Annotated in this window: 23 protein-coding genes; 16 read left to right on the forward strand and 7 right to left on the reverse strand. The window is 47.1% G+C overall.

The genetic code is table 11. From position 1 onward, the window contains the following. Positions 1 to 32 precede the first annotated feature (32 nt). The 6 genes from MKX59_RS12350 to MKX59_RS12375 all read right to left on the reverse strand — a co-directional run bounded on the left by MKX59_RS12350 (position 33) and on the right by MKX59_RS12375 (position 4,122). On the reverse strand, positions 33 to 854 hold the full coding sequence (locus tag MKX59_RS12350; RefSeq protein ID WP_044647803.1) for an N-acyl homoserine lactonase family protein: 822 nt from the start codon (positions 852 to 854) through the stop codon (positions 33 to 35). An 84-nt stretch (positions 855 to 938) separates the two neighbouring features. Beyond that, positions 939 to 1,580 (reverse strand): TetR/AcrR family transcriptional regulator, encoded by a 642-nt coding sequence (locus tag MKX59_RS12355; protein ID WP_143758223.1) that lies wholly within the window; start codon positions 1,578 to 1,580, stop codon positions 939 to 941. Between the two features lie 263 nt (positions 1,581 to 1,843). Then, positions 1,844 to 2,122: a YxcD family protein gene (locus MKX59_RS12360; RefSeq protein ID WP_044647775.1), complete on the reverse strand. Its 279-nt coding sequence runs from the start codon at positions 2,120 to 2,122 to the stop codon at positions 1,844 to 1,846. Positions 2,123 to 2,125: 3 nt separating this feature from the next. Next, positions 2,126 to 2,581: a hypothetical protein gene (locus MKX59_RS12365; protein ID WP_023989057.1), complete on the reverse strand. Its 456-nt coding sequence runs from the start codon at positions 2,579 to 2,581 to the stop codon at positions 2,126 to 2,128. 154 nt (positions 2,582 to 2,735) lie between these two features. Then, the gene (locus MKX59_RS12370) at positions 2,736 to 3,308 is read right to left on the reverse strand and encodes a PadR family transcriptional regulator (protein ID WP_028540701.1); all 573 of its coding nucleotides are present in this window, start codon (positions 3,306 to 3,308) and stop codon (positions 2,736 to 2,738) included. 250 nt (positions 3,309 to 3,558) lie between these two features. Further along, entirely contained in the window at positions 3,559 to 4,122 is a 564-nt protein-coding gene (locus MKX59_RS12375; protein ID WP_023989055.1) for a beta-class carbonic anhydrase, read from the reverse strand. A gap of 173 nt (positions 4,123 to 4,295) precedes the next feature. Here MKX59_RS12375 and MKX59_RS12380 point away from each other — a divergent pair, with 173 nt between their 5' ends. The 5 genes from MKX59_RS12380 (at position 4,296) to MKX59_RS12400 (ending at position 9,776) form a co-directional block, all read left to right on the forward strand. Beyond that, positions 4,296 to 5,813: a carboxypeptidase M32 gene (locus MKX59_RS12380; RefSeq protein WP_028540702.1), complete on the forward strand. Its 1,518-nt coding sequence runs from the start codon at positions 4,296 to 4,298 to the stop codon at positions 5,811 to 5,813. 146 nt (positions 5,814 to 5,959) lie between these two features. Then, entirely contained in the window at positions 5,960 to 7,051 is a 1,092-nt protein-coding gene (locus MKX59_RS12385) for an ABC transporter substrate-binding protein (protein WP_023989053.1), read from the forward strand. Further along, positions 7,048 to 7,860 carry an ABC transporter ATP-binding protein gene (locus MKX59_RS12390; protein ID WP_023989052.1) on the forward strand — a complete coding sequence of 271 codons (813 nt, stop codon included), beginning with the start codon at positions 7,048 to 7,050 and terminating at the stop codon, positions 7,858 to 7,860. Before MKX59_RS12385 ends, MKX59_RS12390 begins: the two co-directional genes overlap by 4 nt. Before the next feature lie 8 nt (positions 7,861 to 7,868). Further along, a complete protein-coding gene (locus tag MKX59_RS12395) occupies positions 7,869 to 8,702 on the forward strand; it encodes an ABC transporter permease (RefSeq protein WP_023989051.1) in 834 nt (277 codons plus the stop codon). A 117-nt stretch (positions 8,703 to 8,819) separates the two neighbouring features. Continuing rightward, positions 8,820 to 9,776 carry an aromatic acid exporter family protein gene (locus MKX59_RS12400; RefSeq protein ID WP_023989050.1) on the forward strand — a complete coding sequence of 319 codons (957 nt, stop codon included), beginning with the start codon at positions 8,820 to 8,822 and terminating at the stop codon, positions 9,774 to 9,776. Between the two features lie 21 nt (positions 9,777 to 9,797). On the opposite strand, the gene MKX59_RS12405 is transcribed toward MKX59_RS12400, so the two are convergent. Beyond that, on the reverse strand, positions 9,798 to 11,114 hold the full coding sequence (locus MKX59_RS12405; protein ID WP_071558579.1) for an amino acid permease: 1,317 nt from the start codon (positions 11,112 to 11,114) through the stop codon (positions 9,798 to 9,800). 115 nt (positions 11,115 to 11,229) lie between these two features. Here MKX59_RS12405 and MKX59_RS12410 point away from each other — a divergent pair, with 115 nt between their 5' ends. The 11 genes from MKX59_RS12410 (at position 11,230) to MKX59_RS12460 (ending at position 25,704) form a co-directional block, all read left to right on the forward strand. Next, positions 11,230 to 12,117 carry a LysR family transcriptional regulator gene (locus tag MKX59_RS12410; RefSeq protein WP_076264879.1) on the forward strand — a complete coding sequence of 296 codons (888 nt, stop codon included), beginning with the start codon at positions 11,230 to 11,232 and terminating at the stop codon, positions 12,115 to 12,117. Between the two features lie 135 nt (positions 12,118 to 12,252). Then, positions 12,253 to 12,810: an outer spore coat protein CotE gene (locus tag MKX59_RS12415; RefSeq protein WP_013310588.1), complete on the forward strand. Its 558-nt coding sequence runs from the start codon at positions 12,253 to 12,255 to the stop codon at positions 12,808 to 12,810. A 132-nt stretch (positions 12,811 to 12,942) separates the two neighbouring features. Then, complete coding sequence (locus MKX59_RS12420; protein WP_076264855.1) at positions 12,943 to 14,178, forward strand: putative amidoligase domain-containing protein; 1,236 nt, start codon at positions 12,943 to 12,945, stop codon at positions 14,176 to 14,178. A 110-nt stretch (positions 14,179 to 14,288) separates the two neighbouring features. Further along, positions 14,289 to 17,108 (forward strand): DNA mismatch repair protein MutS, encoded by a 2,820-nt coding sequence (mutS, locus tag MKX59_RS12425; protein ID WP_076264856.1) that lies wholly within the window; start codon positions 14,289 to 14,291, stop codon positions 17,106 to 17,108. 63 nt (positions 17,109 to 17,171) lie between these two features. Further along, positions 17,172 to 19,346: a DNA mismatch repair endonuclease MutL gene (gene mutL, locus MKX59_RS12430; protein WP_076264857.1), complete on the forward strand. Its 2,175-nt coding sequence runs from the start codon at positions 17,172 to 17,174 to the stop codon at positions 19,344 to 19,346. 12 nt (positions 19,347 to 19,358) lie between these two features. Next, a complete protein-coding gene (locus MKX59_RS12435) occupies positions 19,359 to 20,210 on the forward strand; it encodes a class I SAM-dependent methyltransferase (protein WP_076264858.1) in 852 nt (283 codons plus the stop codon). After that, positions 20,194 to 21,174, forward strand: a complete 981-nt coding sequence (gene miaA / locus MKX59_RS12440) for a tRNA (adenosine(37)-N6)-dimethylallyltransferase MiaA (protein ID WP_076264859.1) — start codon at positions 20,194 to 20,196, stop codon at positions 21,172 to 21,174. Before MKX59_RS12435 ends, miaA begins: the two co-directional genes overlap by 17 nt. Before the next feature lie 20 nt (positions 21,175 to 21,194). After that, on the forward strand, positions 21,195 to 21,440 hold the full coding sequence (gene hfq, locus MKX59_RS12445) for an RNA chaperone Hfq (RefSeq protein WP_023989043.1): 246 nt from the start codon (positions 21,195 to 21,197) through the stop codon (positions 21,438 to 21,440). A 190-nt stretch (positions 21,441 to 21,630) separates the two neighbouring features. After that, complete coding sequence (locus MKX59_RS12450; protein WP_076264860.1) at positions 21,631 to 24,291, forward strand: PBP1A family penicillin-binding protein; 2,661 nt, start codon at positions 21,631 to 21,633, stop codon at positions 24,289 to 24,291. 163 nt (positions 24,292 to 24,454) lie between these two features. After that, positions 24,455 to 25,012 carry a DUF402 domain-containing protein gene (locus MKX59_RS12455; RefSeq protein WP_013310580.1) on the forward strand — a complete coding sequence of 186 codons (558 nt, stop codon included), beginning with the start codon at positions 24,455 to 24,457 and terminating at the stop codon, positions 25,010 to 25,012. Next, positions 25,009 to 25,704, forward strand: a complete 696-nt coding sequence (locus tag MKX59_RS12460; RefSeq protein WP_023989041.1) for a YdcF family protein — start codon at positions 25,009 to 25,011, stop codon at positions 25,702 to 25,704. The genes MKX59_RS12455 and MKX59_RS12460 overlap by 4 nt, the downstream gene beginning before the upstream one ends. Positions 25,705 to 25,794: the final 90 nt, after the last annotated feature.

A 25,794-nucleotide genomic window follows, 5' to 3' on the forward strand; every position in this document is an offset into this window, starting at 1 on the left:
TTTTGCTTAACGCCCCCCAAAGATATGACTCATCATAACACAATCGTATGCGGCTTAATGTCTGGGTCATGATTAGCGATCACTTCTATACAGTTAGGTTCATTACTCATATGTTTGACCCACTTCAACGATTCAATGGCCTGTTGTTTATTAACAAGTACACCCTGAAGAATCATTTCCTCCCAAGACTTTTTTGCATATCCTGTATCGCTAGTTAAGAGAACAAATTTCCCGTTATTTTTTACAATAGTAGCTGACAAACCATGGGAATGACCAGGAGTGTGCACAAAAATTAAAGATTCATCACCAAATAAGTCAAATGACTGATGTTGTGGACCATATTCTGATGGTTTAAAAGAGAAGGTCCTGATCGGGACTCCTTCCCACATATGTTGTAAGTAGCGATGTTTGCTTTTGGGCGCGGCTTCCCATTCAATGTCACTAGTCAAAATATTCTTAGCTTTGCTTACCAGTTTAATACCGCTCGCATGATCAATATCGAGATGGCTTAAAATGACATAATCTAAATTCTTTATTTTCACACCCAAATTCTGAAGTTGTTCATCAATTGCCTGACCTTCTGGAAGAATAGCTTTATTAATTTGGTAATGAATTCTACCCATGTATTTGCGCTGATCTTTACGTACATCGGTGTGCCAACCGGTATCAATTAATACGAGGCCCTTAGGATGTTCGATTAAATAAGCGGAAACAGGCAGCTTATTCTGATATTTTTTTGACCTGAAAATCCCTGTAAAAGCAATAGGGTTGAGTGTGTTTTGGTTAAATGGCAGAGCCATGTCGGTTTGAACTTGGCCGCAGTGCAGTACATGAATTTTAATCGTTTCAGACATTATAATAACCTCAGCTTTCGTCAGCAATTTAAATTTCATTAACCGGTTGTTGAATTTAATTTCCTATTAAACCCCTTGACACGATTATGATGTCAAGGGGTTCCATAAATCGAGCATATGATCAATAATTTGTTCCCTGGTAATATCTCTGGAAAGGTCGCTTAATAATTCAATATTGATCAATTTGCTTACAATATCCTGTATACTCATAGACATGAACTGTCTAGCTGCGATTTCAAAGTTCATTTTACGTACTTCGCCTTTTTCATATCTTCTCTGCAAAAAACCTGCGAACCATTGGAGCCGCTCATGAAGTAAATTTGAAAGGTGAATGGTTTCAGAAAGCTCCATCACATCACTTTCTCTGAACAAAATACGCATGAGTTCTATGTCCCCCGTAAACAATTCATTTCCCAATTCATATATCTTTTTCAATGCTTCCTTTAATGGAAGGGATTCTAAATCTGAATTAGATGAATTAAGTTTTCCTAGTTGTTCTTCGAATCCTTCTTGAATAAGAACAGTCAGCAATTCTCTTTTCCCACCAGGAAAATAATGATACAAAATGCCATCTGCCATATTTAATGCTCTATGAATGCTTCTTACTGTAGTTTTATGATAGCCTTCCCTAAAAAACAGTATTTTAGCTTGTTGCAGAATTTTTCGACGTGTTTCTGCAGCTTGGATCTGTCGAGAGTTTTTTGGAGTATGCACTACATACATCATCTTCTTTCATATTCATTAACCGTCCGTTGAATGAAATATATAATAATTAAATTAAAGTGTCAACCGCATTAAGTGCCTGATCAATAAATAAGGATGTGGCTGGGCCTTTACTGGAGCTACGTACTTCACACTATATTTCCACATTTCGAAGAAGCTATAACAAAAAACGGTGTCAAAAAAAGAACCGACCCTTGCATCAAGCAAAGGTCGGTTCTGATGTTGTATAGCGTGCTTAGCACGACTAATCTATGCGAAATGCAGAGTTAGTTCTGGACAATGGCTGTAATTTCTTCGTCCAGATCCAGTCTGACCTGCTCGCGATAGGCACGGATATTGTACTCGGAATGCAGGTATCTCAGAATTGCTTCAATCATATTGGCTTCCACCAGATATTGACTGCGGCCCTGTACATGGACTTCTGCTGAATAACCTGTATCCTCTTCCCAGCTTAATTCTACTGTCACATCAGTGGGCTGGACACCTTTGCGTTCAGCCATATGCAAGCAAATAGCGTTGACAATCTCATCCATACTCAAAATCATAGCTTAGTAACGTCCTCCGCGGGAATCATCTGGTCTGCGACGATTTTTAATAGCACGGTAGATACCTACTCCGGCCATGATCAGGACGTAAATGGCGAGAACGTTAACGGCAAGGCCAAGCAAGCTGCCCAATGCGCCCATGTTGCCGAACAATCCACCGAAGAGCATACCTGCCAATCCGCCCAGCATCATACCTTTCAGGAAACCGCCGCCACCGCCAAGGAATCCACCAGTTCTGCTTGTATTACCAGCAGTTGCCCCTGACTTGGTTCCGCTATCTGACTTATTGATGCCATTGCTGTCATTCGCCTTGCTTGGTGTAGATTGGTACGATTTAGGCCCGGATTTAAACCCGCCGCCTCGCCTTGCGTCAGCTGTAGATGGTGCGATCATAGCAATGAATAGGGTAAAAGCCATCATCAGCATCATCATATTTTTCAAAGTGAATGTTTTTTTCATGTAAATATAATCCCCCTTAGTAAATTGTTTTATAGGTCAAACAACCGCTTACTAGTAATACGAATGGCATGGAAAAGGGTTTCAAAGAATTTTAATTTTTAAAAAATTAAATAATAACGTTCCTTAAATCCTATGCATGGATTAGCAAAAGCATTCAGCTTTGCGGCTTAAGTGCAAACGGATTAGTGTCCACACTGACATCACCGGCAAGCAGCATGTGCAGAACCATTTGGCACCATTCCAGACCTGCTTTAGCATTCAAAAGCCCTTTTTGTACTAAAATATAGTCACCAAAGTTTTTACTGCCAAAATGTAAATTCTCTGCGGGAATGTTGTTCAGAATATCCTCTAGATGCTGGATTTTCTGAATAAAATGACGTTTGCGTTCCTCCAGCATACGATTGGCACTACTTTTGTCTGTCAACCAAAGACAGAACAGTCGAAGACTTAATTCATCCCGTGTAACCGGAGCAGCTAACGCTTCCTGGGACCATTGCTGAAGCATATGGATTCCCTTGTCGGTAATGGTATACATTTTCTTATCAGGCTTGTCGGACTGCTGAATCCAACGGGAGGCTAGTAGTTCCTTGCCCTCCATACGGGCCAGTAGCGGATAGATCTGACTGTGCTTGGCCTGCCAAAAAGGCTGGATACGCAACATCAGATCATAGCCGGAGGATTCCTCTCTTGCGAGAAGCCCCAACAGACCATACGATAGTAAATTCATAGATCTTATCTCCTTCATCCATCATAGTAACGGTTGTAACAGCACTGCGGCAGGTATTCTGCAGCTTCATGAAAAGTGTACACTGAAACTGTATGGTTTGACAACTTTCAGACAGGTCGTTCACAGGTTAGCCAAAATTGGCTCCTGTCATTTTCCACGTATATGCGCTTTTTTTCATAAAAAAGGGTAGTTTAAGCTCGTATGTACGAGCTTAAACTACCTGGTAACTTTCTGCCGAAGCGTATCCTATTTACTGTTCATTCCCGTCAACGACAAGCGTTAACGCTCCTGTATCTGGATGAATAACCATGCCGTGAACGGGGGCATTAGGGGGGAGAAGCGGGTGATTTTTAATAAGCTTCACGGTAGTTTTTACCCCTTCTTCAATGTTGTCAAAACCTTTCAACCATTTATTTAGCTTAATTCCTGAATTTTCTAATGTATTCAGCACTTCCTGAGAAATTCCGCGATCGAGCATTTCATTGACCATGTGGTCTGCATTTAATGCAGCCATGCCGCATTCATAATGGCCCACGACCACTACTTCGTCTGCTCCCAGCTCATACAGGGCGACTAGTACACTGCGCATTACGCTTCCAAAGGGCTGTGAAATAATCGCACCCGCATTTTTGATGATTTTCACATCACCATTACGCAGGTTCATGGCTTTAGGGAGTAACTCTGTTAGCCGTGTATCCATACAGGTGATAATGACCATTTTTTTATTGGGGAACTTGCCCGTTCTATAGGCCTCGTATTCTTTGTTTTCTACGAAAACACGATTGTACTCTAAAATGTCTTTGATGTGATCCACGATTGTTCCCTCCAGATTCTTATAAAGTTTGATATGTACAGCCCAACGTTTATTTCAGGTCTTAGGAGCTGGTCGTACATGTTGTGTGTTGATTATACTTTTTAATATAAGTATCATCAAGTATAGGTATTGTAAAGTTTTAACCATTTTAAGTTAAAGAGGTGACCTCAAATATGGCGCAACAGACGTTGGATCAATTGACGGCTTTAAAGGAGCTTGCACACAAAATTAGTAGTTATGGCGAAGCAGTAGGTCTGCTGCACTGGGATTTACGGACTGGTGCCCCGCGAAAGGGCGTTGACATTCGGTCGGAGACGTTAGGTATGCTGTCCACTGAAATGTTCAAGCTGATGATCTCGGATGAAATGGGACAATTGCTGCAATTTTTTGCCCCAGAAGACAAGCTGAAGCAACTGGAGGATAATGATCGCAGATTGGTGGAGGAATGCCGTAAAAATTATGAACTGAATCGTTCGGTTCCGGCAGACCGATATCGGCAGTATAGCATTCTTGCAGCACAGGCAGAGAGCAAGTGGGAGGACGCAAAGGAACATAGCGATTTTGCCGGATTTGAACCGTACTTGTCTAAAATCGTCGACATGAAGCGTGAGTTTATCGGCTACTGGGGTGTTAAGGATACAGAGTATGACACGCTTTTGGATCAATATGAGCCGGGGATGACGGTTGAAAAGCTGGATGCTGTGTTTGATCGTCTCAAAAAGCGCCTTGTGCCCCTATTGTCTAAAATTCAGGCTTCATCGAACCAGCCGGATAAGAGCTTTTTAGATGGTGTGTTTGATGTGAAGCAGCAGGAGAAGTTCAGCCTGTTCATTTTAGGACAGATGGGGTATGACTTTGACGCAGGTCGTTTGGATGAGAGTGTACATCCTTTCGCAACAGGATTAAATCCAGGTGATGTGCGTATAACAACTCATTATCTGCAAGATGATGTAACCAGCGCTATTTTCAGTTCGTTGCATGAAGGAGGCCATGCGCTGTACGAACAAAATATTGCTCCAGAGCTGGCAGGATCACTACTGTCTGGAGGAACCTCTATGGGGATTCATGAATCCCAGTCGCGCTTGTGGGAAAATAAAATCGGACGCAGTCGTGCTTTTTGGGATCGGTATTACGATGATTTGCAACAGCATTTTCCTGATCGTTTGGCGAAGGTTACGGCAGAGCAATTCTACCGGGCAGTCAACCGTGTGGAAAATTCACTGATTCGTATTGAAGCGGATGAGCTAACATATAATTTACATATCATTATCCGTTATGAAATTGAAAAAATGCTGTTTAATGAAAAGCTGGATGTGAAGCGTCTCCCCGAGGTGTGGAATGCGAAATATAAGGACTACCTGGGGCTTCTACCACCGAATGACGGACTGGGCGTACTTCAAGACGTTCACTGGTCCGGTGGTGATTTTGGTTATTTTGCTTCCTACTCGCTTGGCAATATGTATGCAGCGCAAATTTTGGCGACATTACGCAAAGAGTTGCCCAATCTGGATGAATTAATTGCTGCTGGGGAACTTGAGCCGATCAAGCAATGGCTGACCGAACGTATTTACCGTTACGGCAAGAGTCGGACGCCATCCGAATTGATTGTAGCCATTACAGGTGAGGAGCTGAACCCGGATTATCTCGCCGACTATCTGGAAGAGAAATATACCTCCATATACAAGCTGTAATTTAGAAACTATAAAATAATCATATATGCATCTACCCCGCGTTCCTAGGCGAACGCGGGTTTTTTTTGTGCGATTAACCATTATAACGACAGTCGCATAACAATATATGAAGTCAACCGATGTAAAAAGGTGGGGAGGGAACAAGGATGAAAAACGGCGCTCGTTTCAAAGCTGTGGTGGCTGCGGCACTACTCGGATTACTGTTGCTCAGTGGGTGCACCCCTAAAGGAGGGGAGCAGACGATTGAGATCAGACTGGGCGAGGTAGCCCGTACGGTCTTTTATGCGCCGCAGTATGTAGCCTTGAGCCAGGGGATGTTTGCTCAGGAGGGACTGGATGTCCAACTCGCAACGATTCCCGGGGGTGACAAGGCGATGACGGCGTTATTGTCCAATCAGGCAGATATCGCGCTGATCGGCGCGGAAACATCTATTTATGTGTATCAGCAAGGAGCAGAGGACCCTATCATTAATTTTGCCCAACTGACACAGAAGGATGGTACCTTTTTATTTGCCCGTCAAACGCAGGATAGCTTTGAATGGGAAAAGCTGAAAGGACAAAACTTTTTGGGGCAACGCAAGGGCGGAATGCCGCAAATGTCACTTGAATTTACGCTTCGCAAACACGGCATTGATCCTCATAAGGATCTGAAGCTGATTCAAAATATTGATTTTGCTAATGTTGCCTCTGCTTTCGGCTCCGGTACAGGGGATTATGTGCAGCTGTTTGAGCCACAGGCATCTATTTTTGAAAAGGAAGGCCGTGGACGGGTAGTTGCCTCTATCGGTGTGGAGAGCGGCGAGTTGCCGTATACGGTATATATGGCTAAGCAAAGCTACCTGAACACAAATAGCGAGGCTGCACAGAAATTTACAAATGCTGTATATCGGGCACAACAGTGGATTGCTACGCATTCACCTGAACAGATTGCTGAAGCAATCACGCCCTATTTTAAAGATACAGATTTAGCTGTTTTGACGAGTAGTATCAAACGATATAAGGAACAGAGTACCTATGCTTTGAACCCGATGATTGAGGAAAAGGAATGGAAGAACTTACAGGATGTCATGACCTCGGCAGGGGAGCTTAAAAGTCCGGTTGTACTAGATAAGCTAGTGAACCCAAGCTTTGCACAACAAGCGATTTCATCAAACTCTACCGGGAATACTGAACCGCCTGTGAAAAAGAGCACAACTGAATCTACGGATGCAGGTGTCGGTGCTGGAGGTTCGTCATGATGGAGGAACGGAGTGGCCTCACTTCGGACGCGACCATCCCGATGGTGAGAATGGAGAAAGTGACGCATGTCTATGTAACGGATCGTGAAGCTTCGCTGGCGGTTGAGAATATTGATTTTTCTGTAGAGACAGGGGAGTTTGTCAGTTTGGTTGGTCCAAGCGGCTGCGGCAAAACGACGATCCTGTCCATGATCGCGGGGCTACTGCGTCCAGCGGCAGGCCAAGTCATGCTGCAAGGTCAGCCGGTAAGTGGTCCGAGTCCAGAGGTCGGTTACATGCTGCAGCAGGATTATCTGTTCCCGTGGCGGACGATAATGGATAACGCATTGTTGGGTTTGGAGCTAGGCAATAGAGTGGATGAAGCTGCGCGTGAGCGGACACGGCTGTTGCTGGAAGGCATGGGTCTAGGAGGGAAGGAGCATCTGCATCCGTCCCAGCTGTCTGGGGGAATGCGTCAGCGCGTGGCGCTGGTACGGACGCTGGCGACCAATCCGGGGCTGCTGCTGCTGGATGAGCCTTTCTCCGCGCTGGATTATCAAACCAAGCTACAGCTGGAAGATCTGATTGCGGAAACCTTGCGCGAGCGGAGAAAGACGGCTATTTTAGTCACACATGATTTGGCCGAGGCCATTGCGGTCAGTGACCGGATTATAGTGATGGGTCGAAATCCTGGTCATGTCCGACGTACCTTCGAGATTCCGGATTGCATCCGAAAAGCTCAGCCTTTTTATGCACGCGAGCAGCCGGGTTTTAATGAGCTTTTTCATGAAATATGGGGTGAACTGGAGGCTTCGGGAGCAAAGGAGTGAGTTAACGTATGAAGGACGAAGCGGATCAGCTTGAGCAACGTTGGATTCAAGGACTACATCAGGCGTATTTACGCAGCAGGCGTTCGCAGCGATGGTTAGTGACAGGTGTACAGACAGCTATTTTACTGCTTTTGTTTGTGCTATGGGAAATTGCAGGCCGTTTGAAGTGGATTGATGTACTGTTGTTCAGCTATCCGAGCAAAATTTTCACCCAGATCGGTAAGGATGCGGTCAGTGGTGAATTATGGGGACATGTAGGTGTCACCGTGGGAGAAACGATGGCGGGGTTTTTACTCGGTACACTGTTAGGTACGTTGCTGGCTGTACTTATTTGGTGGTCACCGTTTTTGTCGAGGGTGCTTGATCCCTATATGGTCGTGTTCAACAGTATGCCTAAGGTGGCGCTAGGTCCAATTTTTATCGTCATGTTTGGGGCGGGATTTACTGCTATCCTAATGACAACCCTCTCCATTACGGTCATTATTACGACACTAGTCGTATACAACAGCTTTCAGGAAGTTGATTCGAATCTGATCAAAGTGGTTCGTACGTTTGGCGGATCACGCCGGGATACGTTTAAAAAGGTGATTTTACCTGCATCCTTTCCTGCAATCGTCTCTACGCTGAAAGTGAATGTCGGTATGGCATGGGTTGGCGTGATAGTTGGTGAATTTCTGGTGGCCAAAAACGGCTTAGGCTATTTGATTATCTATGGTTTTCAGGTGTTCAATTTCACGCTGGTTATGTCCAGTTTGTTGATCATTGCTGTCGTAGCTACACTGATGTATCAGGCGGTCGTGTATGTGGAGCATCGTCTGCTTTCCGGTCGTCCTCATCGGTAATAATAAAATTTCTGAACATTTGTGTAAAACGTGAAAATAAAGTACCATGAAAATGAAATACTTAATATTTATGAAAATGTGGAAACAGATTTCATCTAGAGAGGACAGAATTTTTTCATGGGCTTTCGTACGATTAAAACGGCTATTGCCGCATTAATGGCCGTACTTATTGCGGAGGGTTTTGGCATTCATGGAGCCACCTCAGCAGGGCTTTTAGCGATTTTGGGGGTGGATGTCACACGCAAGAGAAGTCTCCGTACCATTTCGGCGAGATTTTTTGCATCCGTCGTGGGGCTTCTTTTTGCTTGTGTTTTGTTTGTGGTATTCGGATTTCATGATTGGGTACTAGCATTATATATTTTAACGGCGTTTCCAGTCATTGTACGGGTGGGCTTTAAAGAAGGGATCGTCACCGGCTCGGTCGTGGTTTTTCGCGTATTCAGCGGCGGCGTGATTGATATGGAAGTACTGCTGACCCAGCTAGCTCTGCTAGTGATTGGGCTGGGTTCCGCGATGATTGTCAACTTAGCCTATATGCCGGGTTCTGATAATACAATGCAACAAATTCGGCAGGAGGTGGATCGGACTTTTTCTGTTATATTCAGAAATATGGCCAATACGCTGCGTAGTCCAGCATACATATGGGATGGCAAGGAAGTTATTGAAGCGAACAGCGTGATAGCCAAAGGGGTCACTGAGGCGGGGCGTTCCTTGGAAAATCAGATGCTTCGTCCCCAAGAGGGCTGGAATGTGTATTTTTATATGCGAAAAGAGCAGCTGGATTCGATCCAAAACATGATGCAGTTGATCGCACAAATGTATCAGCATATGCCGCAGGCCAAGCTGCTGGCCGAGCTGTTCGACCAGCTTAGCAATGACGTTTTGGCTGGACATTATACGGGACAGACTGAGAAGCTGCTGGAGCAGGTTCGTGAAGAATTTAAAGCTATGGAGCTTCCCGCAACCCGGGAGGAATTTGAGATTCGTTCGGCATTATTGCAGCTTACACATGAGCTTCATCAGTATTTGAAAATTGCGAAAAAGGACAAGGCCCCTACTCCAGTGAAAAATTAGAGTAAAGGCCTTAAGCGGCTACTATCCATGACGGACAGTAGCCTTTTCTTGTTCAGTGATGGTAGAAGTCGGATGACTCAAAGTCCGTTTGTGCCGAATTCGGTCTGTGATCCATAAAACAGCGGTGATCAGGCAAGGGTACAGCATAGCCCACCCAACAAAGGGGAAAACGATCGCCGTAGAGATGAACGATATCCAACTAATGGAAACGCCCCAGCGACTACCACGCAGAAGCTTAATTCCTGCTGCACAACCGCCTAGATAGGTCAGAATAAAGGTGGCGTTCGGGAACTGGATCAGGTTAGTGAGTGAAACAGTACCACTACCGTACAACACCATAATGATCACGAAGCAGACGCTAAGAAAAGCAATGCCACCGATAGGGGTATGGAATCGTTGGGATAACATGCCCATCCAGCGAAAGGCCTGTCCTTGCCGGGATAAAGCATAAGCGACACGTGAAGCGGCACCAACATAAGCAATAATAGTAGCGGTACAAATAAAGATACCCGTCAAGCCTGCAATTATCGCGCCCCATGGCCCGATAGCCCGACTAATCACCCATACGAGCGAAGCATCCGAATCCCCTGCAAGGTAACTTTGTGTGCCCACAGTAGCCAGCGCAGTTAAGAAATAAAGCAAACCAACAATGACGGCTGCAATGGTCACGCCTTTAACGGCTGCTCTCTGGGGATTGGTGAATTCCTCTGACATATGGGACACAGCCTCCCAACCGATGAAGCACCAGAACAGAATCGCGGCCGCTTGACCGACAGGGAACCAGCCATGTGGAACAAACGGGGTGAAATGGACTGTTTCCATCTGAGGAAGTGCTGCGGCAATGGCGAATATGAGGACGGCAACGATAGCTATGACGACAGCGATCTGAATACGTCCCGCGACCTTCATGCCGATCCAGTTGATGATCAGGCCCACCGCCAACATAGCAGCGGCTAACATCATGCGGCTTTCCTCTCCCCAGCCCATGGCTGCGGTCATATAGCCGGCTCCAGTGAGTGCGGCAACAGGTGCCCCAATCGGAACCGACATGAGAAAAAACCACCCGATATAAGCACCGGCACGTGGCGAAAAGGCCAACGTGACAAAATGCGATACCCCTCCCGCATTCGGAAATTTGGCGGATAGAAGACCCATGGAAAGTGCCATTGGCAGGATGAGCAGGGTCATAAAACCCCATGCCAGCAGCGATGCCGGCCCCGCCATTTGGGCGGCAAGACCAGGCACAATCAATATCCCCGAACCCAGTACAGCTCCGATATAGAGTGCAATGGCCTGTGGAAGACCAATGGTGGATTGAAGTTTACTTTCATTTGTCATGCAGAAAAGCCTTCTTTCTCTTGTTATTTTCTCCAGCTTATCAGATAATCAATCTATCGGAAAAACGGAATATAACGATTGCTTGCATCGGAAAAACCGATTGAAGGAGCGGATTATGGAATCGCGGCATTTGTTTACCTTTTTAAATGTAGTTGAGGCAGGCAGTTTTACGCGAGCAGCGCGTATACTGGATTATGCACAGTCGAGTATCACTGCTCAAATTCAAACGCTGGAGGCAGAGTTGGGTACGCCGCTTTTTGATCGCATTGGCAAGAAAATCATGCTGACGGATGCTGGACGACGTTTGCTGCCCTATGCGCAGGAAATTTCCAAGATGCATGCTATGGCCAAGGATGCGCTTCGTTCAGAAACGGAATTGGCAGGCACGCTGAAAATAGGAGCACCAGAGTCTCTGGCCGCTTTTCGTCTGCCGAGTCTGATCCGTGAGTACAGAGAACGGTATCCGAAGGTTAAAATTGTCCTTAAACCCGGCGAATGCTGGGAATTACGCGATTTGATCCGCTCCGGTGAGCTGGATTTGGCTTTTTTGCTTCAGCCTGAGACGGAGGATAGAGAACTGAATGTCACCACGCTTATTCATGAGCCGATGGCCTTGGTTGCTCCACTTAAGCATTCGCTGGTTACCTATACCCGGGTAGAGCCTGCTGACTTGAAAGACGAAACCATTTTGCATACGGAGGCAGGATGTACGTACCGTATCCTTTTTGAGCAGTATTTGAATAAACACGGTATTTTTTCAGACCCTAGCCTGGAATTTTGGAGTATTGAAGCCATCAAGCAGTGTGTCATGGCTGGATTGGGTATCGCGCTGCTTCCGCTGGTAACGGTACAAAACGAGCTGCGAGAAGGTAAAATGGCGCGTTTAGCCTGGGATGACAGTGAACAGCAGGTGGCTACTCAGGTCGCCTATCACACGAAAAAGTGGAAATCCCCGGCTCTTAGTGAATTTTTACAGATCGTTGAGCAGCATGTAACACATTGACGTGCATGAGTTCAAGCCATCGCGGCATATGCTTATACAAATAATATTTTTTCCTTTTCGCCTATTCACTCAACATTCGCCCACAACCTGCATACATATGTATGGAATGATTGATTGTATGGAGGAGGTTCAAGAATGGCATTAAGTCATAAAAATCGTAGAGAGATTATTACCAAAGCGATCTGTGGTAAAGGTCGCAGATTCTCTACCGTAACCCATACCGTAACTCCGCCGAATAATCCGACGAGCATTTTAGGGGCATGGATTATTAACCACCAGTATGAAGCTGTGGCGGCGGGGGACGGCATTGAGGTCGTCGGGACGTATGATATCAATATTTGGTACTCATACGATAAAAACTCGCAGACCGATGTGGCCAAGGAAACGGTGTCGTACGTGGAAAATGTGCCGCTCTCGTATCTTGATCCGAAGCACCGGGCGTCTACAGTGGAAGTATCCGCCGAAGCTACACAGGAGCCGAGTTGCGTCGAGGCCAGTGTGTCTTCTGGAGGTGGCAGCGTAATGATCCGGGTCGAGCGGGAATTTGCGGTGGAGCTGGTGGCGGAAACGAAGATTGTTGTAGAAGTATTCCCGAATGGTAGCAGCGATGATTTTGACAAAGACTTTGATTTTGGAGCGGAAGAGGGGGACTATGAGGAGCTCGACCCCGACCTCATTGACGACGAGCTCTGACAGAAGTAACCAAAAAGAGGGCCGCTTTACTCTTTGCGCCGGCTGATTCTGCGCAGGGGGCAAAGGCCCTCCTTTTTTGTTATTGTGGGTTGAAATTGGGTTGAAATCCGTACGTAGTCCGTAGGGGGGAATATGATGCAGCAGCCGGGACAGGCGCTCATACGCTTCAGACAGATGCCAAATGATGAAAAAAAGCGTAGACTGGAGCGTTCAGGCATAGCGGTGCAGTGGATGGATAGCAGTATAGCAGATTTTGAGATAGGCTACGCGGTGCAAATCCATCTACTGCGAGTGTTGGAAATTCGTAGACGTGCCATCGAAGGCCCTTCCAAAGTCCGCGCATACGATCTGTCTGAACTGGATCAACATTCACCGCTCTATGTCCGGATGGAGCGGCTGGCTGTACGAGCGTTGTACACCCTGGGTTTGGACAGTGGTGAGGTGGTACTGACGCCGCTGGGGGAGCGCAGCTGTCAGGTGCGCGAAATCTCGGCACAGCCATGGCTGAACGATGGACGTTTGGCCACATTATATGAAATTGCTGCGCGCGAAGGGGATGTTGAGAGTGAGAATCTTTCAGCGCAACGAGGAAGAGATCGACTGCTCATCGGAATGGACCCTGAATTTGTGCTGGTTCGTATGCCCGAGGGACGGGTCGTTCCGGCCTCAAGATATTTGGGTCGTCTCGGCATAGCCGGCTGCGATGCTGTTACTCGTCGAGGACGAACACTGTATCCAGTCGCTGAGCTTCGCCCTGCGCCGAGTGGAGATCCGGCCCATCTGCTGAAGCACCTGCGTCAAGCTTTTGCAACAGCAGCCCGGCGCATTGCCGACCACACACTCATCTGGCAGGCAGGGGGGATGCCACAACCGGGTTTTCCGCTGGGCGGACATCTGCATTTCAGCGGGGTTTCGCTAAACGGTGCCTTGCTTCGGGCACTAGATAACTATTTGGCACTGCCTTTGGCGCTACTGGAAGACAAGCGTGCGACTCGGCGCAGACCGCATTATGGCAATTTAGGTGATTTTCGCCGTCAGTCGTATGGAGGCTTTGAATATCGTACACTGCCCAGTTTTCTTATCTCACCACAGCTGGCGAAAGGTGTGATTGGAATGGCGTTTCTCATTGCCTCTCAATATCCGCGTTTGCAACGTAGGCCGCTGGGTGAGGAGGAGGCTCACAGAGCCTTTTATGAAGGAAATCAACTTGTCCTTAAAGAGTATATGGAACCTCTTATTTTGGACATGGTTTCACTGGAAATATACTCGCAATATGAAGCTTATGTAGCGCCATTGCTGGACAGCCTCCGCAAGGGGAAACAGTGGGATGAATCACGGGATTTGCGCCCGTATTGGAAGCTTACGTAAAATGAAGTGTCGACACCAGGAATGGTTTCATGTTATCGACTGTCATTTTTGATATAATGAGAGATAATTATAAGTTTAAACGGAACAAAGTGTGGGGGTTAGTAAACGGTATGTCCAAATATACACCGATGATAGAGCAATATTTATCCATAAAAGAGCAGGCCAAAGATGCATTTTTGTTTTTCCGCCTGGGAGATTTTTACGAGATGTTTTTCGATGATGCAATTCTTGCATCCAAGGAGCTGGAAATTACACTTACGGGTCGTGAGGGTGGCGCCACGGAAAAAATTCCGATGTGCGGCGTGCCTTATCATTCAGCGGAAAATTACATACAGCGCCTCATTGAGAAGGGTTATAAAGTGGCCATCTGTGAGCAAATGGAGGAAGCCTCAGCTACGAAGGGGATGGTGCGGCGGGATATTGTCCGCGTTGTGACCCCGGGTACGGTAATGGAAGGCAAGGTGCTGGGTGACAAATCCAACAACTATATGGTATGTGTCACAGAGACGGACGGGATGCTGGCACTTGCGGCGTGCGACTTGTCAACAGGTGAATTGTATGTGACCTCTGTGCCTGATTCGAAAGAATGGCTACTAGATGAAATTAACATTTATGAGCCTTCCGAAATGTTGGGGGATGGTCATCTGCTCGATTTTGTGACATCCCGTATGTCCCCCGTTGGACGGCGCGTTGTGTATACGGCTTGGGACAAATCCAAGGATGATCTGGTTCGGGATCAATTTGGCGAAGCCACATGGGCAAGGCTTACGGAGGAACGTAGACGGTGCGTATCGCGCCTGATTTCCTATTTGAATGAAACGCAAAAAAGATCGTTAGGCCAATTGACCCAAATCTCGGTATATGAGCCAAACCATTTTATGATTCTGGATCCATTTACCCGCAGGAATCTGGAACTGGTGGAGACGGTACGTGAACGCTCAAAGAAAGGCTCGCTGCTGTGGCTGTTGGATCGCACAGAGACTTCCATGGGAGCGCGTCTGTTGCGTCGTTGGATTGACAAGCCGCTGTTGAGCAGCAATCTTATTGAGGAGCGCTTGGAGGCGGTGGACAAGCTATACCACCAATTTATTTTCCGAGAGGATGTACGTGCTCAGCTTAAAGAGATTTACGATCTGGAGCGTCTAGTTGGGCGGATCGCCTTTGGTAGTGCTAATGCACGTGATCTGATCGCTCTCAAGCTGTCGCTGGCCCGAATTCCGTCTTTACGCGAATTGTGCGCTGAATCTCCTTCGAAGACGCTGAGACGAATTGCACAAACGCTGGATAGCTGTACAGACCTGTGTGCGTTGATTGAGGAAGCGGTGGCGGATGAACCGCCGATTTCCGTAAGGGATGGAGGTCTTATTAAGGAAGGCTACCATCAGCGTCTGGACGAACTGCGCGAGGCGAGTGTGAACGGTAAGCGTTGGATCGCTGAGCTAGAGGCCAAGGAACGTGCAGCAACCGGCATTCGGTCACTTAAGATTGGATACAACAAAGTATTTGGTTATTATATCGAGGTGACCAAATCCAATTTGGCTTCATTACCAGAAGGTCGATATGAACGCAAACAGACGTTGGCGAATGCGGAACGGTATATTACACCGGAGTTGAAGGAAAAGGAATCTCTAATTCTGGAAGCCGAGGATAAAATGGTTGATCTGGAGTACACGCTTTTCTCCGAGCTTCGCAGTAAACTGAACGCTGAAATTCCACGTTTGCAAAAGCTGGCAGAACAAGTGGCTGAAATTGACGTGTATCAGTCGCTGGCTTCGGTTAGCTCGGAACGGGGATTCGTGAAACCTGAGCTGACTACAGGATATGATTTCGTAGTGGAGCAGGGTCGCCATCCCGTGGTGGAAGCTGTAATGAAAGATGGCGGTTTTATCGCAAACAGCACGGTGTTGGAGGAAGCCGATGCGCATATTCTACTTATCACTGGGCCGAACATGGCTGGGAAAAGTACATATATGCGTCAGGTTGCGCTTATTGCGATTATGGCTCAAATTGGCTGCTTTGTCCCTGCTGCACGTGCCAAGGTGCCAATGCTGGATCGCATTTTCACACGGATCGGCGCGGCGGATGATCTCATCGGCGGGCAGAGTACGTTTATGGTCGAAATGGCAGATATCCAAGTAATGACGGACAAGGCAACTCCGCGAAGCTTGATCATTATTGATGAACTGGGACGAGGTACGTCCACCAGTGAAGGAATGGCAATTGCACAGGCAGTCATCGAATTTGTCCATGACACGATTGGCTGTAAGGCGCTGGTATCCACGCATTTCCATGAGCTGGCACATTTGGAGCAAGGCCTGTCTTCGCTGCGAAATTACTCTATGGCCGTGCAGGAAAGCGGCGACAAGGTGAATTTCTTGCGCAAGCTCATACCGGGAGCGGCTAGCAGTAGCTATGGTATTTATTGTGCTCGGCTTGCAGGTTTGCCCAATAACATTATTGAGCGAGCGAATGGACTGCTGAATGGTTTTGAACAGGCAGCGGCTCAAGTAACGGCAGGTACCGAGACAGTAGTAGGAGGGAAGGAAGGGACTGATCTTCGTACAGTTTCAGGGACAGAAGATATTTCTTCTTTGACCGAATATAATTCAGGCCAGACATTGCGAGAAAGCGGAGAAACTGCATCATCAGCTCAGTCTTTATCACAGCAGGCCACCCTGGTAAAAGAAGATACTCTGCAGACGGTGGAAACTTCCAACACGTTGGAGCAAGGAGCAACCGAAGTGGTACAGCTGTCCATTTTCGGAGAGCAGGAGCTTGCCGCCTCCAAGCCACACGCAGAGACAGTAGAGGCTAATCCGATTGTGCGCCAAATTTTGCGCAAGGTGAAAAATGCTGATGTCATGAATATGACTCCTTTACAGGCAATGCAGCTATTAAATGATCTTAAAAACAAGGCCAATGGCCTGTAGTTAAAATAAGTGACATTATTCTTATTTTTCATCACACTTTGAAGTCAGGAGGAGGTTAAAAGGATGTCTAAAATTCGGGTACTGGATGAACATATTGCGAACCAGATTGCTGCCGGTGAGGTCGTAGAACGTCCAGCCTCCGTCGTGAAGGAGCTGGTGGAAAATGCGATTGATGCAGGCGGTACGCGGGTGGACGTATGGGTAGAAGAGGGCGGCCTGCAAAGTATCCGGGTGACGGATAATGGAAGTGGCATTGAGCCTGAAGATGTGGAGACGGCATTCTATCGGCACGCGACAAGCAAAATTGGACATGGTCGCGACCTGTTTCAGATCACAAGTCTCGGCTTCCGAGGAGAGGCGTTGCCAAGTATTGCGGCTGTATCGAAAGTAGAGTTGCTTACAGCAGCCGGAGATGACGGACGTGCCCGTAAATTAGTGATTGAGGGCGGTAAGCTGTTGCTTCACGAGGATGCTGCTAGTAGACAAGGGACGGATTTTACCGTACGGGAGCTGTTTTATAATACACCTGCACGGCTGAAATATATGAAAACAATCCAGACCGAGCTGGGACACATTTCGGATGTATTGTATCGAATGGCGCTTTCGCATCCAGAAGTAGCCTTCACATTGCGGCATAATGGCAATACATTGCTGCAAACGCTGGGTAATGGTGATTTGCTGCAGGTGATTGCCGCTATTTACGGAACTTCTGCGGCGAAATCCATGCTGCTGCTGGAAGGAGAGAGCCTCGATTACCGAATTAGCGGCTATGTCAGCCGTCCAGAGTGGACGAGATCAAATCGAAATGCGATCTCTACGGTAGTGAATGGACGTTTTGTGCGAAGCTACGGGCTTAATCAGGCGTTGCTCAAGGCGTATCATACCTTGTTGCCGATCAATCGTTTTCCGCTGGCTGTGATCCAACTGGAAATGCATCCTTCTTTGGTGGATGTTAACGTTCATCCTGCCAAGCTGGAGGTAAGGTTCAGCAAAGAAGCTGAACTGTTTCAGTTGGTTGAAGATTCGGTAAAAGCTGTTTTAGGGCAGCAAGTGCTGATTCCGAAGGCAGTCAAGCGCGAGATCGGTGGCAAGGACAGTGGCTCGTTTGTGCAGGAGCAGTTTCACTTCTCGAAGGGAAATAGTGTGGAAGGGGATGCTCCTTCCGGCAAAGACCAGGGGGGAGCACTGCCACTTTCCGTGACTTCGCCGGAGAGCCAGGTACCGCGCCAATCCAATTACTTGAACAGAAACGAAGAGAATAACAGAGGTAGCCAGGAGCGTGAGCAACGTCCGAGCAGGGATAGCCTCTCAGTCATTGGACGGGCAAACAACCTTTCAGGTAAAAGTATTAGTGATGATGAACTGGATGCAGATTTTGTAGAAGAAAACAGCGGGAGTGAAGTTAGAGGGGACGTGCCGCTCCCTGATGGAGCGACTGTACAGTCGTCCGAAGGAGATAGTGCCGCAATAGGCACATCTTCCTTATACAGTGGAGGGATACAGGAAACGGCTGCTTCTGCTGCTTACCCATCTTCTATGCCGCCGATTGCGGGACACGCTACGGATTCCCGTCATTTCGCGGATCAGAAGCCGCGCCAGCAACGCCTAGATGCCGAGCAATTGGCAGCGGTGTCGGGAGAAGCTCCAGAGTTGCCCACTTTTCCTGAACTGAATTTAATCGGTCAGCACCATGGGACATATCTGATTGCGCAGAACGACCAGGGCTTGTATTTAATTGATCAACATGCCGCGCATGAACGGGTGAATTATGAATTTTATTATGAAAAGTTCGGCAATCCTGCGTCAGTATCGCAGGAACTGCTACTGCCAATTACACTGGATTTTACGCCTTCCGAGACGGAAAAGTTGAAAACAAGGCTGCACTGGTTTGAACAGGCGGGGGTGTATTTGGAGCATTTTGGCGGTCAAACCTTCCGTGTCAGCTCTTACCCGTATTGGCTTCCCCAAGGGGAAGAAGCGGATGTCATTGAGGAAATGGCCGGATGGGTGCTGGAGGAAAGAGCCATTGATCTTGCTAAGCTGCGGGAAGCAGCCTCAATTATGTGCTCCTGCCGGGCTTCGATTAAAGCAAACCAGAAGCTGACTGACCGACAGGCTATCGTGCTGCTAGAGCGTTTGGCAGCATGCAAACAACCATATACTTGCCCTCATGGGCGACCTATTGTGGTTTCCTTTTCCACATATGATTTAGAGAAGCTGTTTAAAAGAGTAATGTAAGGGAGTATATATATGTTGCAGGATCGGGAAAACCATGAAGAAGAAGAGCGGTCGAGGCTACGGGAGAAGCAAGTCGAATTACTGGTCACGACAGGGGATTCCCCTTCGGCTGAGGTTATGGAGCGAGCGAAGCTGCTTGCAGCCGAGTTAGGGGTGCTGTACGCCCCTCGTCGTGGCATATCGGTAGCTAAGCTAATTGCGGCTCACAGAGTCCGCCAAGCGTTGGTTCTGGTGCAGAGCGAAGTGAGGTTGATTAGTCCAGAACAATCACCGATGGTTTTTCACCCGAGTATGGGCTTCATTCGCGCCAAACGGGTATTAAAGGGTGAACCTGACCCAATGTTGACGGCTGCCCGGATCGTCCCGGGTGATACTGTTCTGGATTGCACCGCAGGACTTGGTACGGATTCTCTTCTATTTTCAATTGGAACGGGAAGCTCTGGACAAGTCACTGCTGTGGAGAGTTCTTTCCCCGTCTACGCTTTAATCAAGGATGGAATGAGGCATTACCGTTCCGGCAACGCTGAAGTAGATCAGGCCTTTTCCAACATTGACGTTCGTTTTGGTCATCATTTGGACTATTTGCGTAGTTTGCCGGATCGCAGTATAGATATTATTTACTTTGACCCTATGTTCCGTGATCCGTTGCTCGATTCCAGCGCAATCGGTCCATTGAGAGGGTTGGCTAACCCAGACGCGTTGAGTGAGGAAAGTATTATTCATGCGAAACGGATTGCACGAAAAACAATTGTATTAAAAGAAAAACGGGGTAGCGGGGAATTTGCCCGCCTCGGCTTCCGTGTGGAGCAGCGGGGCACAACGAAAACAGTGTACGGAGTGATTGATATTGACAGTGGCACCTAAGCCTAAACTACTTGTTCTTGTTGGCCCGACTGCGGTTGGCAAGACGAAACTAAGCATCGAGATGGCTCGACAATTTGACGCAGAAATTATTTCCGGGGATTCCATGCAGGTATACCGTCGTATGGACGTTGGAACCGCCAAAATTTCCGAACAGGAAATGGAAGGAATCAAGCACCATTTAATTGATATTCATGAGCCTGAATACCCATATTCAGTAGCCCAATTTCAGGAAGACTGTCGTCGTCTCATACCTGATATTCAATCTAGAGGAAAGCTACCGTTTATCGTAGGCGGAACAGGTTTATATGTAGAATCAGTCTGCTATGAATACCAGTTTTCCGAGGTAGAGGCTGACGAAGCTTTTCGTCAGGAACAGCTTGACTATGCCGAACAGTTTGGAGCTGAGGCGCTTCATGCGCGACTACAGGCGGTTGATCCCGAAAGTGCACTTCGTTTGCATCCTAATGATCGTCGTCGTGTCGTTCGGGCACTCGAAATTTACCATGTTAGCGGAACGACACTTAGCTCTCAACTTGCCAGTCAAAAAAAGGAATCTCCCTACCAACTCTGCATTGTAGGTTTGACAATGGATAGGCAAATGCTATATAAACGTATTGAAGACCGAATTGACGGGATGCTCGATCAAGGGCTTGTTGCTGAGGTAACCTCCTTAATGGAACGGGGAGTGCGAAGCGATGCCATCTCCATGCAAGGTCTAGGCTATAAAGAGATATCCTCCTACCTGCGGGGAGAAGTGTCTTTGGAAGAGGCGGTGACTTGGCTAAAACGGGATACGCGTCATTTTGCGAAGCGACAGCTCTCGTGGTTTCGCCATATGAAGGATATCCAGTGGGTAGATGTCACTGATTTCGGAAATTTTTCTGCTCATGCAGCCCGAATACACGAAATTATAGCAGGAAAGTTCCGGACAGACCTTGAATATACTTCAAAACAATCCAAATGATTATTGGGGGTACGGCTAAAATGAACAAGTCCATTAATATCCAAGATACGTTTCTGAATCAATTGCGCAAGGATTCTATACCTGTAACGGTATACCTCATCAATGGATTTCAGGTGCGAGGGACGATTAAAGCATTTGACAATTTTACGATTGTTATCGACTCGGATGGAAAGCAACAGCTGATTTACAAGCATGCCATCTCCACCTTTACACCGCAACGCAATGTATCGCTTGTACAGCAACAGGATAACGCTAGCGATAACTGATTACGGCTTGACGGTCGCCCGGGTTCATGAAACTTTTCAGGCTCCCGTCTCGTCTAACTGTATAGGAATGTGACCGGGAGCAACCTGATCAGGGTTGTTCTTTTCATTCCGTTTACTTTCATGCTGCCGACAGCAAGCTTTAAGCTTATGTTAGGTATCATATGATTATTCGCGAAAGGGAGTCAGGGGAATGCCAAACGATTCATTGTCCAGATCCGGCAATCGCAATAGAAACACATCTAAAGAGAAGCCGAAGGGCAAGAAAAAGAAAATAACAGGTAAGCGAGTGGGGTGGACGCTATTTATTACAGCGGCGTTAGCCATATTTTGCGCACTTGGTGGATACTTATTTGTCATGGTTAATGGCGAAAAAATTTACAAAGCCAACAAGGACAAAATTACAGTGAACGAGACATCGAAGGTTTATGACCGCAACGGTGTGCTCATGGGTGAGTTGTCTGTGCAAAAAAGCGATCCTGTCAAAAGTGAAGAAATTCCACCGCTGCTCAAAAAAGCATTTATCGCAACCGAGGATAAGCGTTTTATGGAGCATCAAGGGGTTGATATTTGGTCTATCGGCCGGGCAGCCGTTAAGGATATCGTGGCCCGTTCGGCAGTGGAGGGCGGCAGTACGCTGACTCAGCAGCTGGCCAAAAACTTGTTTTTGACACGTGACAAAACCTTTTTCCGTAAAGCGACAGAGGTATCCATCGCAATGGCGCTGGAGCGGAATTTGACTAAAGATGAAATTATTACACTTTACCTGAACCGGATTTGGTTTGGACGCTCGTATTCTGGAATTAAGGCAGCGTCGGAAGGCTATTTTGGGCAAACGGATTTGAATAAATTAAAATTGTGGCAGGTCGCTACACTGGCAGCTATTCCAAAAGGGCCATCCAAGTATAATCCGATTAGTAACCCAGAAAACTCAAAGGCCCGGCGTGCTGTGGTTCTCCAGCTGATGTTTGAGCAAGGGATGATTGGGAAGCAAGAGATGGAAGAGGCCAAAGCTGTAAATTACGATTACAAACAGCCGGAAAAAGTTCAAAAGTATCAAAATTTTATGGAATATGTCATGGATGAGGCAGAGGATGCGTTGCCAGGAGTTAGCGGTAATGATCTGATTATTGGTGGTTATAAAATTCATACCACAATGGATGCCCAGGCTCAAAATGCGCTGGATCAGGCGATGGCAGATGATGACATGTTCGAAAAAAGTCCGGACGATCAGCCTGTTCAAGCCTCGATGGTCATTATTAACAACCAGACAGGTGGAATTGCCGCGATGGCACCCGGACGGGATTACAAAAAGGGAACCTTCAATCGTGCGACACAGAGCCGCAGACAGCCAGGATCGGCCTTTAAGCCGATTGTAGCCTATGCGCCAGCTCTTGAATCCGGTAAGTTTACGATGGATACCCCTTTGAGTAACGAACGCCAGAGTTTTAACGGATACAGTCCGAAAAACTTGCATGGTTACTCGTCGACCATCAGCATGCTCGACGCCATTACGAAATCTGAAAATATTCCGCCTGTATGGTTGCTGAACCAAATCGGTGTGGAAAAAGGGGTTCAATTTGCCGAGAGCGTAGGAATTCCGATGGACAAAAATGATCACTCACTTGCTATCGCATTGGGTGGATTAAGCAAAGGAACGAATACCCTTGAAATGGCGCAGGCGTACAGCGCTTTTGCCAATAAAGGACAATTCCAAAAAGCTTATTCTATTAAGCAAATTAACAATAGTGATGATCAAGTTGTTTATACTCATGAAGAGGAAACTAAATCTGTAATGAGTGAAAAAACGGCTTATGAAATGACACAAATGATGCAAAATGTAGTCAATAGCGGTACAGGTCGCAAAGCACGTATTGACTGGCCTGTAGCTGGTAAAACGGGTACGACCCAAAGTGGGATTAGCGGTAACAGTGGTAACCGGGACATCTGGTTTGTCGGTTATACACCGGAATATACCGGAGCGGTATGGATGGGTTATGACAAGCCGGACAGCAAGCATATGCTGAGAAACTACAGTGGGCAGTCGGCAGCCTTTTTCGGAAGGGTCATGGGTGAAGCTCTCAAGGGACACCCGGTTACGCAATTCAGCGAGCCGAAGGGATATGAACCACCAGTTGAGCAGAAGCCAGAAGAGCCGGTTCAGGCTACCGCTCCGAGCGGACTGAGCGGGTCTTATAGTCAGGACACCCAAATTGTATCGTTATCCTGGACTGCGGCTACGGGGGATAATGTACAATACCGCGTGTATCGCAAGGGGACTTCCGATACAGGCTTTACGGCAATCATGGAGGCCATGAAGGGCACGAGTGGTGAAGACACGTCTCCTATAGCTGGAAACACGTATGAATATTATGTAGTAGCTTATGGGGCGGATGGTAAAGAATCCGAGGCTTCTAATACGATCCGTGTGGAAATTCCGGCAGAGACTACTCCGGTTGATCCACAGCCAGGGACTGATCCAAACGAGAATGGAACCTTACCGGATAATGGCGGGGCTACAGACGGACAAAACGGTACAGATCAGGGAAATACAACTCCTGGCGGTATCAATAACAATAATGGCTCAGGTCAGCTTCCGGCATCTCCTGGGGATACTAATGGGAATGGTGCTGGCGGCACAGGTAACAATAGTGGCAATTCCGGCAATGGAAACGATACTAATCAGGGAAATGGTCAGACTACTACACCGGATGCAGGTATTTCTGATGAAGATACTATGGTAAATCCAGAAAACACGGATGCATCTACGACTGAAGTCACAACGGATGGGACTCAAGAAGGCAATTCCAACGGTCATTCGAATTCCAATCGTGGACGTCATAATCGGAATTAGCAAGTATTACTTTAGTAAGTTGAATATGCTTCAAATCAAAGGTATTCTCAGTCCGTGAACTGGTCTGAGAATACCTTTTTTGCTGTTTTAAAGGGGTTCTTTTTGAGTGTACAGTTTAAATATGGTAAGCTGGTTTTACCAATGTTGGAGAGGAACATCATTTATGAAGCGCAAATTCGGAGACCGGGCCAACTGGCGCAGAATCACCAATCGCAAGTTTGCTTGCCGGTATGTAGAAAGTGACGCGTTTACAGGATATGTGACCCTGTATACAATTTTGAGTCTCAAGGAGCCGTTATGGAAAAGTTACGGTGGTCATACGTTTTGCATAGCCGATAAAGGATATTCCTGGCTGCAATATTATCCAAAAGGTGAGCACTACGTGGTGACTGCTATGTTTGACAATCGGGAGCAGATCGTTGAATGGTACATTGACACCTGCCGTAATCAGGGTGTGACCGATCAAGGAGTCCCATGGTTTGACGATTTGTATTTGGATGTTGTGGTGCTTAAAAACGGTGAAATCTTCCTAGTGGATGAGGATGAATTGGAGGAGGCGTTACAACGGGGGCATATCTCAACGCAAGAGGCAGAATTGGCTAACCGTACAGCGGCTGATGTGTTACATCAGATAGATGCCCACGTGTTCCCCTATTTTAAAATGTCACTGAAACACCGGGCAGAATGGTTTCACAACGGTGATTTCAAGAGAGAACGGTGAAAGTTTTGCAGTGGATTAAAGACACTGGGCCCAAACGTCCTGAGTTGAAAAGCAGGCAGAGTCGCCTTAAGAAAATATCTATGGTATCCAAGCGTCTTGTACTTTGTTTGATGATTTTCATTTTGGTCGGATTGGTATGGGCAGGTATCCGAGTGTGGAACATGAATACGGCTGCCTCTACCACTCCGCTCCAGCAAGTGCAAATTGGTATCGTACTAGGTGCTTCTATGTGGGGAGCTGAGCCCAGCCCTGGATTGAAGGAAAGGCTGGAAGAAGCCTTGCACTTATACCGCAACGGGACGGTACAGCGTCTAATTGTAAGTGGGGGACTGGATAAACCAGATTTTCCGTATACGGAGGCTGAGGGCATGCAACGCTATTTGGTAGATAAAGGGGTCCCTGTACAGCATATTGTGTTGGAAAACCATGCGACCAGTACTTACGAAAATCTGCTCTATAGCCAGCGCATTATGAAGGAATATGGATGGACCTCCACCGTGATCATTACACATAGCTATCATGGCCCTCGGGCGATGGAGATTGCTCAATTCTTGAATTTTGATCATCCTCAGATGGCTCTGACGGAATCCAAAGTGCTCAATATGCCAATTCATCAATCAAGAGAAGTATTGGCATACGCTAAATGGACGCTGCAACGGTGGTGGATCAGCGCTCAAACTTGGGTTGCCTGAATTTAAGAAAAGGCTTTGTGCACGTTCCCGTTGCTTTTATGCTAATAAGGACATGCCAGACCGAATACATTAATAGGGTAAGCTGTGCCT

It is taken from the genome of Paenibacillus sp. FSL R7-0340 (assembly GCF_038002205.1).
Taxonomy (GTDB): Bacteria; Bacillota; Bacilli; order Paenibacillales; family Paenibacillaceae; genus Paenibacillus; species Paenibacillus polymyxa_B.